This window comes from Cerasicoccus maritimus (genome assembly GCA_031296935.1).
In the GTDB taxonomy this organism is placed as follows: Bacteria; Verrucomicrobiota; Verrucomicrobiia; order Opitutales; family Cerasicoccaceae; genus Cerasicoccus; species Cerasicoccus maritimus.
Genome location: JAVDPD010000014.1, coordinates 123,475 through 138,357, shown reverse-complemented (window position 1 = coordinate 138,357; position 14,883 = coordinate 123,475). Strand labels below are relative to the sequence as shown.

15 protein-coding genes are annotated in these 14,883 nt (G+C 52.5%); 6 read left to right on the top strand and 9 right to left on the bottom strand.

Annotated features, from left to right (window positions below):
- Positions 1 to 232: 232 nt before the first annotated feature.
- The 9 genes from RBB62_RS10920 to RBB62_RS10880 all read right to left on the bottom strand — a co-directional run bounded on the left by RBB62_RS10920 (position 233) and on the right by RBB62_RS10880 (position 6,626).
- Positions 233 to 970, bottom strand: a complete 738-nt coding sequence (locus tag RBB62_RS10920; RefSeq protein ID WP_309398864.1) for an abortive infection system antitoxin AbiGi family protein — start codon at positions 968 to 970, stop codon at positions 233 to 235.
- Between the two features lie 48 nt (positions 971 to 1,018).
- Positions 1,019 to 1,375: a hypothetical protein gene (locus RBB62_RS10915; RefSeq protein WP_309398863.1), complete on the bottom strand. Its 357-nt coding sequence runs from the start codon at positions 1,373 to 1,375 to the stop codon at positions 1,019 to 1,021.
- A 26-nt stretch (positions 1,376 to 1,401) separates the two neighbouring features.
- Positions 1,402 to 2,046, bottom strand: coding sequence for a hypothetical protein (locus RBB62_RS10910; RefSeq protein ID WP_309398862.1), 645 nt, complete (start codon positions 2,044 to 2,046; stop codon positions 1,402 to 1,404).
- Between the two features lie 3 nt (positions 2,047 to 2,049).
- The gene (locus tag RBB62_RS10905; protein WP_309398861.1) at positions 2,050 to 2,757 is read right to left on the bottom strand and encodes a hypothetical protein; all 708 of its coding nucleotides are present in this window, start codon (positions 2,755 to 2,757) and stop codon (positions 2,050 to 2,052) included.
- The gene (locus tag RBB62_RS10900) at positions 2,757 to 3,812 is read right to left on the bottom strand and encodes a hypothetical protein (RefSeq protein ID WP_309398860.1); all 1,056 of its coding nucleotides are present in this window, start codon (positions 3,810 to 3,812) and stop codon (positions 2,757 to 2,759) included. Before RBB62_RS10900 ends, RBB62_RS10905 begins: the two co-directional genes overlap by 1 nt.
- Before the next feature lie 11 nt (positions 3,813 to 3,823).
- A complete protein-coding gene (locus tag RBB62_RS10895) occupies positions 3,824 to 4,684 on the bottom strand; it encodes a DUF932 domain-containing protein (RefSeq protein WP_309398859.1) in 861 nt (286 codons plus the stop codon).
- Positions 4,685 to 4,985: 301 nt separating this feature from the next.
- A complete protein-coding gene (locus RBB62_RS10890; protein WP_309398858.1) occupies positions 4,986 to 5,213 on the bottom strand; it encodes a hypothetical protein in 228 nt (75 codons plus the stop codon).
- Positions 5,214 to 5,429: 216 nt separating this feature from the next.
- Positions 5,430 to 5,705 (bottom strand): PD-(D/E)XK nuclease family protein, encoded by a 276-nt coding sequence (locus tag RBB62_RS10885; RefSeq protein WP_309398857.1) that lies wholly within the window; start codon positions 5,703 to 5,705, stop codon positions 5,430 to 5,432.
- A 354-nt stretch (positions 5,706 to 6,059) separates the two neighbouring features.
- On the bottom strand, positions 6,060 to 6,626 hold the full coding sequence (locus tag RBB62_RS10880) for a hypothetical protein (RefSeq protein ID WP_309398856.1): 567 nt from the start codon (positions 6,624 to 6,626) through the stop codon (positions 6,060 to 6,062).
- Positions 6,627 to 6,906: 280 nt separating this feature from the next.
- Here RBB62_RS10880 and RBB62_RS10875 point away from each other — a divergent pair, with 280 nt between their 5' ends.
- From RBB62_RS10875 to RBB62_RS10850, 6 genes are all read left to right on the top strand, one after another.
- A complete protein-coding gene (locus tag RBB62_RS10875) occupies positions 6,907 to 8,004 on the top strand; it encodes a hypothetical protein (RefSeq protein ID WP_309398854.1) in 1,098 nt (365 codons plus the stop codon).
- Positions 8,005 to 8,040: 36 nt separating this feature from the next.
- Positions 8,041 to 8,667, top strand: a complete 627-nt coding sequence (locus RBB62_RS10870; protein WP_309398853.1) for a GyrI-like domain-containing protein — start codon at positions 8,041 to 8,043, stop codon at positions 8,665 to 8,667.
- A 134-nt stretch (positions 8,668 to 8,801) separates the two neighbouring features.
- Positions 8,802 to 11,570: a [protein-PII] uridylyltransferase family protein gene (locus RBB62_RS10865; protein ID WP_309398852.1), complete on the top strand. Its 2,769-nt coding sequence runs from the start codon at positions 8,802 to 8,804 to the stop codon at positions 11,568 to 11,570.
- 65 nt (positions 11,571 to 11,635) lie between these two features.
- Positions 11,636 to 13,990 (top strand): carboxy terminal-processing peptidase, encoded by a 2,355-nt coding sequence (locus RBB62_RS10860; protein WP_309398851.1) that lies wholly within the window; start codon positions 11,636 to 11,638, stop codon positions 13,988 to 13,990.
- A 79-nt stretch (positions 13,991 to 14,069) separates the two neighbouring features.
- Complete coding sequence (locus RBB62_RS10855) at positions 14,070 to 14,384, top strand: STAS domain-containing protein (protein WP_309398849.1); 315 nt, start codon at positions 14,070 to 14,072, stop codon at positions 14,382 to 14,384.
- Between the two features lie 7 nt (positions 14,385 to 14,391).
- A complete protein-coding gene (locus tag RBB62_RS10850; RefSeq protein WP_309398848.1) occupies positions 14,392 to 14,871 on the top strand; it encodes a hypothetical protein in 480 nt (159 codons plus the stop codon).
- The last annotated feature ends 12 nt before the right edge of the window (positions 14,872 to 14,883 follow it).

Here is a 14,883-nt window from a genome sequence, read left to right as displayed (position 1 = left end):
ACTACAAACCCTTACCAATGAGAAACGACAATGCTTACCATTGGTAGTCAAGTGGGATGGAGCTCGGACGCTTACGTATAACCATGAGCGTCCGCACGAAGCATTGGACATGCTTGGACCGGCGATCCAGTGTATGATGATAATTCGCGGACAAATGTGCCATCGCAAGGAGTCCATTTGTCGGTGCTAATGTAGATTTTGGGTAGGTTCTCCATCATGGACATCCTATGCATTAAGAATTATTATTCCATATTTTTATCGCCATTTCTTCTACAACATCCTCATAGGTCCAATTTGCGGAAATTACTGGAATTCTCTTTAAGTAACCACTAATCCCCTTACTCAGTTTTGAAGAACTATACTCTATGAAATCTTCTGGATCATCAACGACTATTGCAACGATTTCACTATATTTGAACCTAAAATCACCGCTGTGACGCCATTCTCTCTCCCAAGAAAAATCATGCTTACTACTCATTAGGTTTATTAAAGAGTAGTAGCTTACGATTTCTTTATAATATGCCTCCTTTTCCCTCAAGCTTTTCAGCGCAGTAATGCCCTTGAAGTGTCGATCAAACTCAGCAATTAAAAACTCCCTTAGGGATGTTCCATCCCCATTCACATAGATTGCAGGATTTGCGCCTTTTTGCACAAGGGCATCTCGCCAAAAGACAAGTCCGTAAGGTTTTAGACGAATTCTTCGCGGAAAATTCTCTGCAGTAAGCTTATGGATTTGATCTAATGGTGTTTCAGTAAAGCATACCGTTTTGAATGCGTTCTTTAATACTGGCGTTAGAAGTGATCGCCGTAGTTTTGGACTGAATAGGCAATGGAAGTTTCTGGCCTCGATCTTCTTGGCCCGCAGTATGCTAATCAAATTGTCGCGTGCATCTAATTCTTCCGTATCCCTTGTCAAATGAACAAGAAATTTTGAAATGTCACCTCTAATCCTCGGATCATCGTCAGGCATGGCTATTTCTGAAGTGGCATAATCCTCCAATGAGGAATCATCATGACTTTAGTGTTTTTTTCTCGGCGGATTAGAATTGGCTATTTGGCTATACTGCGCTCTGAATTTTTCATACTCTTCGTATTTTACTTGGGGTAAATTGGGGTATTCATTCATAGCAAAATACCGTATGACATCTTCACGTGTATCCCGACTTTCCAAGTATTCTCTCTGGCGACAAGGACGGACTTCATAAACCCATTGTTTCGTTTCTGTATCAATACAATTGTCGGCAATGGTATATTCGAATTGGGCAGACACGATCCACATTCCAGAAGCGCCTCTCTTTCCTGGTTTAAGAAAAATATCAGGCACTGGCGGAGCGTAAGCAACAACGCGGGATTTGGGATCATGGTAGTAGGGCATAAGAATAGATCGTGGCGACATTACGATCACGGAGAACCGCGACTGGAATCTCGATTATTGCGATACGCAAACCAAAGGCAGAATGTGCCAAGAAGCAGACTGTATGTTGCTGGCTCTGGAACAAGAGACACTGAATTAATGGGGCCGGAGATCCTAAACTCGTCTCCGGCCAAGTTAATACCCTCCAATTCCCATCTTGCGGTAGGAAAGAGGCTAAGGTCCACAATATAGGGTAACACCTCATCGCTCACGATCGCTGAATTATCCGGTGTGGAAAAAAGCAAGCTGATCGTTTCAATGATCAGCATATCATCTGTTTGCGGGCTTGATGGACCGAAGCCTGCAAAAGTGAAGATATCAAATCCAAAGCCTGGTATGCTTCCCCCATCAAAAGCCGAAACCTGGGTATCCGCGTCAATCAAACTGAGTGTCAGGTCAGAAAAACTTATGGATGTCGTAGCGGAGTATATATCCCCGCCAAGCGAAGCTCCAGGATCATCGTTGAAGGTGAAATAGCCATTAACAATTGTATCAACGGCTAATGGCCCTAAAACGTCGTTCTCATTGATGTTGATCGTATCAATGGTGCCAGTAAACGTCTGGGCGGACAAAGCGGCATTGGCAAGCTGACAGGCCCCCGTAAGGGTTAAGAGAGTAATCAGAGACTTCATAAATTATGGTGTTGATGGTTCTGGTCGCTGTTTTCGACGGAGCCATACATATCCGCCAGCGGCCGCAGCAACTGCGATCCCGACCCCCCAATAAAGAAAATCTGACGAGGTGTCTGTTTCTTCGGCTCCTGCCTGGTCTTTGTAACCTACAGCAGCTACATTAAACACGTCCCTATTCTCCAACTGCTCGAGTGATCTTGTTGCATCAAGCATCAAGGCACCATGAAAGGGATGCCTGGGATCATTGGCTATTTCAGTAAGGGTATCCTTAACTTGCTCGATAATTGCAGGTTCCAGGGTGGCATCAGCTGGAATATCGGATAGACGATATAAAGCGTCAACCTCTCCCATTTCGCTTGTAAAGCGTAGCAAGACAGGAACGGTGTCATTATTGATGGGAAGGCTTTGCAAAGGCCAAACACGAGAGTTTGGATCCCCCTCTAATATCTGCACAAGCTTCTGAAGGTCTTCGCGACTTTTGGTTGCACGATAGCGCCTTAATGCTTCCACCACTCCGTTTTGATCGGAAAAGTCATGACCCTTTTCCTTCATCTCTTCTATTCTCGCTTCATTTTGCTGCACCTTCAAACGGACCTGCTCTGCAAAAGGAAGTGATTTAGGATCGCCATCATCAGGCACTGCATCCTGCGCACAAAGCACGATTGCTGAGTGCAATATAGAAACAATCAAAAATTTTCGGGTTATATGCATTAGAGCGCTGATATTTCATCCACAATGGCTTGGTGCTCATTTCGGTGATTAATATATCCTCCTTTTTCTCCAGTTGATAAATATTGCCAAATTGGGTGATCCTCAACATCGAGATCAGCTGATACCTCACTGCTAGCCCATGCTATGATATTAGCTTTTTCTTGTTCAGTTAAGGTTTCAACTTTTCCGCTAGCTTCCCACTCCCTATAACGGTCTCTTCCAAATCCGGCCAGAAGAATGAAGTCAGAGCCAAATTGCAAGTAATCGGAATAATGACCATTCTCATGAATAATCACCGAGATTAATTTACGCCCCGAAGCAAAAGCACTAGGATCAATCTTTACCGTTACCTCTCCGCCCAGATTTGCCTCGGTGACCCCTTGCCCCGCTTCGAGATCTTCAAATACCGGAAAAAAGGGTAAGGACCTAATATCATATTTCCACCTGGCATATGATGTAGCTCTTGAATACCGTTGGTTTTCAGGAAAACTGAGATTAGCCAAATAGACAAATCGAGGCCGGACATAAACCGGCCTGGTGCTGCTAAATCCTTCATGAATAGGCGCTCGAAAAAGCTTGCCGTCAATATACATGGCAACAAGCACTTCTTGGTTCTGCAAAATCGGATCATCAAAGTATTTGTTGTCCTTCGTCTCAAATTTGGAGAAGTAGACAAGAGGTTCCGATCCACCGCTTGTTTTAAAATCTGATTGGTCAACAGACCCGATATTGGGTGAAGTATCAGGAAACGTTTTATAATCGTTTTCACCTATTCTGGCCTCACCCAGCACCGCAAAGATAACTCTGTTTAATATTTGCGAGCGGATAGACGCTGGCTCAATCTGCCACGATAGGCGATGATCCCACCTGCTAGCAGCACGACTCATGATGCGCCATACCTCAGACATCAAAGTGGAGTAGCCAAGCGAAAAATGAGTTCGAGGCCAATACACCACTGCGATCAATACCAACCTCATAGACCTCCCAGCTAAAGAAAAGCGCCACTCTCGGCAGCGCTTCTCCGCAATAACTGTAAACCACTGGTTGAAACCCATGGGCGACATTCTCAGTTCAGCCCTACCTCATGGTCCAGTAACTGATGCAGTCGTCGTGTCCGATCCGGCAGCAAGTCCAGACGCCCCTTAAACACCTCCGTAAAAGCGTTCTGCAGGCTCCAGACGTTCTTTACCTCAAACTCCCGATGCGAAGGATGCCGCCACTCGCTCAAGACCTTGGGGATATAGCTGTTGGCCATCACCCCTTGGTCCACCGAGCGAACGATCAGGTCATGGGCTTGCGCATCATTAATCTCAGCAATCTGATATCGCTCGACGCGCATGTCATGTTGATCCCAGTATCGCTTGAGACCACCTACCGCATCACCCGCGAGACGAAGCAAGTCCTGTAGGATGCGCGGTGTATGTTTTCGAGCTAGTTGGATCTCACCCGAAAAACATAGGTTGTCGCAAACTTGTACTTGGCTCCCTGCAACAATGCCTGCCGAAAATCGCATGTCATGTGAATTACGAACACCGACTACGTAACGGTATTCAGCGTCTGCGTGATTGGAAGCAATCTCCAGCAAACCGAAGTATCGCGCATCATCATGGGTCAGGCCATGGGCTTGATTTACGACGACGAAGCCACGTTCCAACAAAGCACGCTCGATGACTTGAAGGAGGAGCATATGAGGAATGGGCTTCCAGGTTGAGGTTGCCTGTGGTGTTGGGGACAAGGCCAAGTTTCCACGGGTTACAGCGCTGGCCCCACAATGGAGCAGGAGATTGCACCGTTTGGGCTGCTGCGGTGCGACCGGTTCAAGAATTTCGGTAATCATGTTATTGAGTTGGTTGATGTTGAATGGATACGAAAAAAGCGCCCTGAAGTTTGGACGCTTGAGTAAAGTAAAACCTGCTAAAACAGACATCGTTTAGCAGGTTTCTATCGGTTGCTAAATCGACCCGAAGACCGATGAATAAACGTTTTCAAGTCAGCGGTTCCATAAGCAGGCATGGGATACCCAATGGCTTCTTATGGAACCAACAGGATCAGCAGTGAAGCAGGCCATTCAGAAAATGACTCCCACTGTCCCACAGACGACACGTCCCGCCCAAGGCGCGCATGAAACGACAAAACGCCTATATATTACTATATAGAAGAAATGTAGTTTTACGCCGCACTTCAGGAGGACATTCCAGTTCAGGACGTGCCTGTCCCCCTGTGGCCGATTAACGATAATACTCACCCCGTGCATCACGTTCACCTCCAAACGGAGAGCGACGGATAGCGCCCACCGCATAGCCGATACTGGCAATCAGCATAGCCGCCGAGACGAACAGGAAGGGTGAGAGCGTTTCCTTGCTCTCTTGGACTGCCCCGACTGCAATCGGTCCCATAAAGGTGCCGACCGTGTAGCAGGACAGCCCAACCAGAATAAGCTTAACGATTAGACTCATGGATTGTTCTCCGTTTAATGTTAGCGGTGTGAACCAGGCTTGCGGCCCATATCGCGGAACAAGTTACTGAACAGCCTCCGATCCAATACAACGCATTGGCTAAGGGCTGGAATGAGGGTGACCCAATTGGTGCGGGTGGTGGTGTAGGCGGTTGGTCATTATCCATCAAGGCCCACCCTGCCCCCAAACCAATCAGCGTAATTATGACTGCCTGAATCATTGCGCACCTCCTTTCCACTTGGAGCATTCCGAACGAAAACTACACCACCCGCAGTGCATCCCTGTCTGGGGATGAAACCGTTCGTGGTAGATGCCATCCATCGCCGCAAGAGCAATATCCAGCACACGTTCCTTCTCAAGTTCAGTGGCAGGCTTCATGCGATGCACAATCACCTTGGGCTTCTTGGTCTTCACCAGGAACACCAGCTCACGACCTTGCACCTCTTGGTTCGTCGCCGACTCGATCAGCATCTGGTAATATATCCGAGCCATGCCAAAGCATTTTCTTTTAACTCAACCGTTCTCACACTCTTCGTTTTCTGGCAGATTTCTTCCGTAACACGAAGGCGCTTCTTGTTCAGCTGAATATACTCGTTGTATGGGTCGGGAAGGCTAGCAAGGTTTTGAATTTCACTGGGGCGGAGACCGCAAAAAAGCCCAAAAACGATGACTCCCAAGAACTCTCCAGCTTCGCCTCGTGTGGATTTAAATTTCTTCGCGAACCTTAAGGCTTCTTTGACCTCATCGATATGCAGGATAGTGGGTATTTTACTTTTTTCCTGAATTTTCCCTTCGAAGTAAAATGCGACCTGATCCCATGGGTTGTAATTGAGTTCTTTTCTGGGATTAAAGGGATTGCAAACATGCTTGTAGAGTTGACCAAGGTGAACCAGCCATTTTTTTTCGCATACCCATTGACTGCCCCTCAATAAATTCAATCAGTTCATCGCTAGTAACTTCGCCAAATTTACAACTAAACTTATTTTTAAATTGTTCGAAACGGCTCTTGATTGGCGCATAAGAGAGCGGAGCTAGCTGTTGCTTTTTCTCCTTGAGCCAGTCGTCGATGACAGCGGAGACTAACCGAGTTTCGCCTGCTTCCTTATAATTCTGCGTGTAGAAAAGAACTGCCGCTCGGAGAGAATTACTCTGGACATCAAATTTAGCAAGTTCCGCAAAAGCCCAGAGAGCTTCCTGCTGTTGGGCGTTCGTGAGTTTCTTAACCTGCTGGATCGGCTTTGGGTTTTGCTCCTTCCAAAGCTTATTACAACGAACCTCCGCTTCCTGCTTGGTATTGTAGATGGCAAAGCGTTTTTTCCGGACGACTTCTCCCTCAACTAATTCCTCGAAATCGCACCCCCATTTTCCCGTTGCTCCTTTACGATATGGAACCGGCTTCTTAAGCTGTTTCATGAAAAAAAGCGCTATATTACACATCCCCATCCAGCAGGAAAAATGTGGAACCTAATGGAACTTTAACCCATAAGTCCCCCATTCTTGCGTATAAAAATTAGTTCTCATAAGCCTTTGGTCGGCAGTTCAAATCTGCCCTCTGGCACCACTTTTAAAAGCTGCAATACAATGGGTGCAGCTTGGTTGGATGGCAAGTGTTGGCTGATTTTAACGGAGGCATGGGCAGGCTCGTTAAATAAATCTGGCAGGGCATACATATTCTGCTATGTTGCGCACTCATATGCATTCTCGTTTTGTTACCATGATGTTGTTCCCGCTCGCATTGGCCAGTGTTGCCCGGGCGGAGTCTAATGCACAGCCATATTTCGCAGGCATGAGCCCGGATGCGGAGATGGTGCTCATTGCCGACGTTGAGTCGCTGCTTGCCTCGCCACTGATCCAGCAGATTCAGGCCATGGTTCAGTCGATGTCCCCGTCGGAAAACCCGAATGCCCTACCGATGGGCCTCACGGAATTCACCGGTGCGACCAATCAGGATCTTGGCAAAATCGTTGTTTCCACGCGCGACGTGATGTTGCTTCAGGAAATTGACGACCCGTCGACGGTGAGCAAAGAGCAAATTGAACAGACTGGTGTGATGCTGGCCTTTCAGATCAATAAGGGCATCGGTGCCGACAGCTTCCAGCAGTGGGTCGAGAGTGTGACCCCGCCTGAAGAGCTCGCCAAGACCAGCAAGAGCGAAGTCGGCAAAGGCCTGCTTTACAACAGCGAAGGCCAGACTGGCATGGCCATGGGGTTCCTGCCCTCGGATGCGCAAACGATGATTTTTGTGGGCAGCGAGCCCTCAGTGAAAACCGCGTTGACCACTGGCTCGGGTAAGCTTCCTGCCAAGGTCGCCACCGCTGAAACGTTGTCCGCGACGTTGCCAAACCTTGCGGTGCTCGCAGCGCCGTCGGCTGCCTGGAAGCAGCAACTGGTGTCTTCCGCCGACGAGAAGTTCACCAGCGCCGAGGACGCCGAATTCATCAAGCAGGCAGAGCAGTTTCTTTTTGGCTTTAACATCACGGATGGGCTGACAATTCTCAGCGGCATCAAGTTTGCCAACGACGCCATTGCGAACAAGGCCTACACGGCTATGGATGAGTCGATCACCGAGTTCAAGGCCACGCCAATCGAGCCCGGCCCGATGAGTCTGCTAGCACCGCTGATCAACAAAATGCAGGTGACTGAAGACGGAGACGCCGTAACGTTTTCCACTGGCATGAACGCTGGCGAATCCCAGCAGATGCTTATGATGTTGCCGATGTTGGTCATGTCTCAAATGTCTCAAGGCATGGGCCCTGGCGGCCCCGGCATGGGTGCCCCGGCTGGCGAATAGCTTGAATCTCATAGCCAACTTGGAGGATCGAGCGCAATGCCCAAGATTGATCATAAGAAAGAGCTCGCAGAGCTTTACCGACCTTCGGCCAAGGAGATTCGCGAGGTCGTGGTTCCCCAAATGTCGTATTTGATGATCGATGGGCACGGCAACCCGAATATGATGCCGGCTTATGCAGCAGCGGTGGAGGCCTTGTATTCCGTTTCTTATGCGGCCAAGTTTGCGATCAAGAAGGCCAACCCCTCGGCGGAATACACCGTCATGCCCCTGGAGGGCTTGTGGTGGGCGGATGACCTGTCGGTGTTCGAGAGCAACGACCGCTCGAAGTGGCAGTGGACAATGATGATCATGCAGCCGTCCATCGTGACGTCTCATGTCATCCGGGAGTCCATTGCCTCCGTTGAGCGAAAGAAAGGGCTGCCCGCCTTGAAAAAGCTGCGTTTTGAGCCATTTGATGAAGGGCGCTGCGCACAGATTATGCACATCGGGCCCTTTTCGGAAGAGGGGCCCACGATTCAGCGCGTGCATGAATACATCCTGTCCAAGGGCCAGTTGAGCGGGAAGCACCACGAGATTTACTTGTCGGACATTCGGCGCGCTGACCCAAAGAATTGGAAGACGATTATCCGCCAGCCGATGGAAGCTGCCTGCGTGGCGGAGTGAGTTGGAGGCGAGCAACCTGCCCCCTCTTGCCAACTGGGCCAAGACCAGGCCACGAGGCCTAAGGTTGGCTAAAGTTATCCCCAATCACAGTTTATCCTTCTCAATGATCGACACGAGGCTATGCTTGGCTGCTTATGTCCGTGGAAACCCGAGTCCGGCGCTTGAAGGACGCCTCCCCCTTTTACGCACAGCAACTGCGCCAACACCCGGACTGGATTGACTGGCTGGACAAGCCCAAGAACCGCGATTTCGACTATCGCTACAGCTCGATGGAAGACCTTTGGCGTCGGCGTTTTTGCCCGGGCGAGTTTCGCCTCGACGCACTGCGCCAATTCCGCCGCCGCATGTCGGTGCGCATCGCTTATCGTGAGCTCAACGACTTGGCCGATGTCGAAACAAGCTGGCGCGAGCTATCCATGCTGGCCGAGTTTGTGGTCCGTCGTCTATGCGAATGGCGATTAGAGCAATGGATCGAGCGTCATGGCGAACCGTTGAGCGACGAAACTCGCCGCCAGCTCGGCTACTGTGTGTTTGCGCTGGGCAAGCTAGGTGCCGCCGAGTTGAATTTCTGCTCGGATCTTGACCTCATTTTCTGCGTAGAGAGCAATGGGCATTGCCGCAAAAACGGACGCATGACCACGCTCACTGCACGCGAGTTTTACGATAGCTTTTTCCGCCAGATATCCGCTGATATGGCGGCGCAGTCGCCACATGGAATGCTTTACCACCTCGACCTACGGCTGCGGCCAGAGGGCGAGAATGGCCCCTTGGTGCGCACCGCGAACAGCCTAACGAATTACTATTGGACGGCCGGACAGACTTGGGAGCGACTGGCCTGGCTTCGCGCACGCCCCATTGCGGGCAACCTAGAGCTCGGATATGGCGTGATCGAGGAGGTCAACTCCTTCCGCTATCCGCGCTTTCCCCCGGCCAACCTCATGAACGAAGTCGCTGGCGTGAAGCTGCGCACGGAGAAAGAGGTGCCTGCGGGCGAGCTCATGCGCGACATCAAGACTGGGCCTGGCGGCATCCGCGAAATCGAGTTCATCGTGCAGGCTTTGCAGTTGGTTCATGGCGGGCAAAATCCCTTCCTGCAAACGCATTCCACGGTGCAGGCCATCCAGCAGCTTGTCCGCTATGAAGTGCTCTCGCCAGAGGAAGCCTGCTACCTCGACCAGGCCTACCGCTGGCTCCGCAAGCTGGAAAACCGCCTCCAAATGCGCGGGGAAACGCCGCGACACACCCTGCCGCCTTCCGAAGAGAATTTGCTCTGGCTGACCAACGCCATGGACTACGATTCGTGGGATGCGTTTTCGGCCGAGCTCGACCGCTGGCGCGCGGGCGTTCGCGAGCGCTATGCGGCGCGTTTCCCCACCGACCCGCAGGAGGAGCGCTTACAGGCATGGACTGTTTTCTTGGCCGGACAAGCGCCAGAGGAGTCCATTCGCGCGGAGCTGGAGCGCTGGTTTCCGGAGTCAACGGAAGTGCAGGCCCGGCTGCGCAAATTTGTCCTTGGCGAGTCACCGGGGTTGCTCACGCGTGACGCCGTATTGCGCTTCCTTGATTTGGCGGCGCACTTCGACCGCACACTGCCGCGGCTTGCCCGGCCCATGCTCGTCCTGGAGCGCATTGGGCGCTTTGCCGAGCACTACGGCGCGCGTCGTCACTTTTTCCGCGACTCCGCCAATCCCGCACTCTTCGAGACGCTCAGTGTGCTCTTTGACCGCAGCGAGTTCATTCACCGGCTGCTCTGCCGTCACCCTGGCATCATGGAGGAGCTGCTTCACGAAGCCCCGCGTCGCCTCAAGGCTCGCGACGACTGCCGCGCGGAGATTCGCCTGCTGGAACCGGAGAGGGCTGGCTTTGCCGAGCGCTTGTGGCTTTACGTGAAAGCAGAACAGGTCCGCATGACCATTGCCGAGCTGCTCCACGGTCTGAGCTTGGAGGCGGTCGGTTGGGCGCTGAGCCAGTTGGCCGAGGCAGTGCTTGCGGAGACAATGGCCGTGGCTGAGGTGGAGGACTTTACGGTAATCGCCCTGGGAAAGCTGGGGGCTGAGGAGCTAAGCCTGGGCTCGGATTTGGACCTGATGCTCATTGCTGAGCGGCCCGTGGACGCTGTGGCGACGGCCCGCCTGCGCGCCTGGCGTTCCCTGGTGATGCACAACTCGGGCTTAGGCCCGACCTGTGCGCTGGATCTGCGACTGCGCCCCCACGGCGCGGCTGGGCCACTGGCTTTGACCATGCCCGCGCTACGGGACTACCACGCCCGCGCCGCAAAGCCTTGGGAGCGGCAAATTCTGGTCCGAGCACGGCCTATTGCTGGGCCTGAGGCGCGGCAGCAGGAATTTGCCCAATGGCGCGATGAGCTGCTTTATACGCGCCCGATGAGCGCTGGCGATCTGAGTGAGCTCTGGCGCATGCGGCTCAAAATTGAACAGGAAAAGGTGCCGAGCCTCCCCCCGGCTGAGCGTGCGTTTAAGACTGGCCCTGGCGGGCTGCTCGACCTCGAATTCCTCACGCAGGCATTGGCGATGTCTTACGGCCCGGCAGATCCGACCCTACGCCAACCGCATGCACGGACCTGCCTGCTGGCGGCTGGGGAGCGGGGCATTTTGCCACAGTCGTTGGCCGACGAACTGATTGCAAACTGGAATAAGATGCGGCGGGTCGAGTTCTCTTTACGTAGGCAAGGTTTCCAGCCGGAGGTCGAACTGCCGGAAGATATCACTATTTGCCGCACTTTGGTGCGTTGGCACGACTTCTGCGACATAGAGGCTTTCTGGCAGGAGTTTTCCGAAATGCTGGCCTGCAATCGTCGCGCTCTGGAGCATTGGCTGCAGGGTGCCTTGTCCGCTGGCAGCGTCACCTCTGGAAGTTATATAAGTTCTGATTCGACAGTTTAAATGATCTGGTTATAGTGAAACATTCTTGCGTGTCACCGGTCGCAAACATAGTCCAATTTTATCCCGTGATTCCATTCAATAAATCTATCCACCGCCTGTCGCTGCTTCTCTTGAGCGCAGCTTTGTTCCTTTCCTCGGCTTGCGCTGAGCCCGTTGACGTCAACAGCTTTCAGACTACCTCAACCATGAGGGACGAGACCAAGGAGGTTGTCAGCCGTCTGGAGAACAGCCATTACCTCGGAAAAGATATTTCCGACCTCGACCAAGCGGAGTTTATTGCTGATTACATGACCGACTGGGACACCCAGCGCATGTTTTTTCTGCAAACCGAAGTCGCTGATTTTCAACGACGTTTCGCCCCAAGCCTGGATAAAATGCTCGCCCGCGGACACCTGATGCCCGCGTTTGAAATTTTCCTGAAATTCCGTTCGAATGCCGAGTCGCGCATCGCTTGGATTCAGAACCGCATCAGCGAGCCCTTTGATTTTGCCAGCGCCGCGACCTACGCGCCTGACCGCTCTGAGGCGGAGTGGCCAACTAGCCTTGCCGCTGCGAACAAGCTTTGGGAGCGCCGCTTGCAGTTTGAAATGCTCAACGAGCTCCTAAGCCTGCTAGAGCCAGGTGCCGACTTGGAAGATTTGAGTGAAATTAGCCCCGAGCTGGACAAAGTTTCCGAGGATCAGGGGCTGGAGGTTGCTGATAGTGAGAAAACTAGCGCTCCAAAGAATATTGACGAAGCGGTGGTTGAGGCCCGTGAAAATATCAGCAAGCGCTACGATCGACTGCTGAAATGGATTCAGGAAGTCGAAGCCAACGATGTGCAGGAAACCTTCCTGACCGCGCTGACCCACCAGTACGATCCGCATTCGACCTTCATGTCGGCGGATACGCTGGAAGAATTCTCGATCGCCATGCGCAACTCTTTGGTCGGCATAGGCGCTGTACTTTCTGACAACGACGGCTACTGCACGATCCGCGAGCTCCTTCCCGGGGGGCCCGCTGAGCGTAGCGGAAAACTCAAACCCGAAGACCAGATTGTTGGCGTAGGGCAAGGAGATGATGGCGAAATAGTCGATGTGATCGGCATGAAGCTGAGCAAGATTGTTAAAATGATTCGCGGCAAAAAAGGTAGTATTGTCCGCCTGAAAATCCGCCCAGGCGACGGCGACCCGTCCGTCCGCAAGGAGATTAAGCTGGTGCGCGACGAAATCAAGCTGACCGCCAAGCTGGCCAAGGCCGAGATTTTCGAAGTTCCTGCGGATGGCCAAACCGTCCTGATTGGCGTGATTGATCTGCCCGCCTTCTATGGGTCGGGTGAGCCAGGTTCAGGCTACAACAGCACGACGGAAGACGTAGAGGAGCTGATCAACAAGCTCAAGGCCATGCACATCGAAGGCATCGTGCTCGACCTCCGCGCCAATGGTGGCGGGCTACTCTCCGAGGCCATCCGCCTGACAGGTCTCTTTATTCCGGTTGGCCCGGTGGTGCAGGTGCGCGATTATGTAGGCCAAGTGCAAGAATTCCTGGATGACGACCCGAAGGTCGCTTGGGACGGCCCGCTCATGGTGCTTGTATCACGCTTCAGCGCCTCGGCGTCTGAAATCACTGCGGGAGCGCTGAAGAACCACCAGCGCGCATTGATCGTTGGTGACGAATTGACTCACGGCAAAGGCACTGTTCAGGCGGTGTTCGACATGAATCGCGGCGGTAACTGGTTCACCTCGCTGCGTCCGCGCAAGGGCGCTGCCAAGGTCACCGTGCAGAAGTATTACTTGCCCGATGGCTCTTCCACTCAGATCGAAGGCGTTAAGTCCGACATCGTGCTACCGTCGGTGAACAAATTCCTGGCCATTGGCGAGGGTGAGTTTCCGCATGCGCTGGCTTGGGACTCCATCGACTCGCTGGAGTGGAATTACGACAACTCTCATGTCGAGGATGTGCTCGTGAACCAAGCCATTGTCGATTCACTCAAGAAGCGCAGCGCCGAGCGCCAAGATGCGATGGAAGAGTTTGCTTACCTACAGCAGAACATCGACTGGGTGAAGGCCAGACAGGAGCAAAAAGAGTTCTCCCTGAACTTGGATGAGCGCCGTGCGCGTCGCGCTTCGGACAATGATTTTCGTGATAATATGGAAGCCGAATACGACCAGCTGGCTGAGAGCCTGAACTTTGACTCCGACGAGGTGCTTCTCGACGTGACAGAGGAACAGAATCGCGAGCACGACGAGTTGATGGCCGAGCAAGCCGCCAAACTTGGCGAAACCGAGGTGGCAGAAGCTGAGGAAGACGCCGAAAAGCAAGCTCGTTTCGACATCCAACTGCGCGAAGGCTTGCGGATCATGGCCGACTGGATTGCCTTGACCAATACAGACAAGGCACAGGCTCTGGCCGCCACCCCCGCCGGTGAGCCACGCAGCTAAAGGGCGTTGTTTTTGCTACTCAGCGTTTGATTTACCATTGCCATCCTAATTGGGGAGCGACTAAATCTCACCTACCGTTATGTCTACCGAGCACTTTTCCGTTGAGTCTACTGAATCAGGCCAGCTGTTCATTTTTCAGGGGCAACTCCATGCAGCCGCTTGCGGTGCCATGAGTGACGACCTCATGGCGGTTGTTGAAGAGAGCGAAGGCCCAATTGTATTCGATTTGGCCAGCGTGACGTTTGTCGCCTCGTCTTTTCTGCGCGTTGTTTTGACGGTGAACCGAGCTAAAGCGCGCGATGGCTTCAGCATCATCAACATTCAGCCCGACGTAAAAAAGGTCTTCAAGATGGCGGGCTTGTGGGACGCCCTGGGCTTGGCCAAGACGAATTGACGCCAGTATGCCGATTCAGATCAGCTATCTGGCCGATCACCCGGAGCACATCGCTCCCGTTGCTAACTGGTTTTCTGATGAATGGGGCCGCCTGTGGACGCCCGACAGTTTCAGCGGATGGTGGGATGTGTCCTGTGAGCGTGCAAATTACAGCACTCTGCCACTGGCTTACGTGGCGCATCGGCAGGGTGAGCTCGTCGGGGCTGGATCGCTCGACCGTCAGCCTTTTTGCCCGGAGCTTCAACGCTTTGATGCGCCTTGGGTGACTGGCCTCTTTGCTACAGATAACGAGCGGGCTGAGGACGTAAAGGCCTTGCTCCTGCGCAAGCTGCTTGAGACCGCCAAGCACTTTGGTTACCACCGCATTTACACGTTCTTCCCCGTGTTGCACGCCAATTATAATTACGAAGGGCGTGGCTGGAGTAAAATTGAGACGGTGGTGCTGGCCGGGCGAGAGCTGTACATCATGTCCATGCACATTGATTAGCCCGATGTGGGC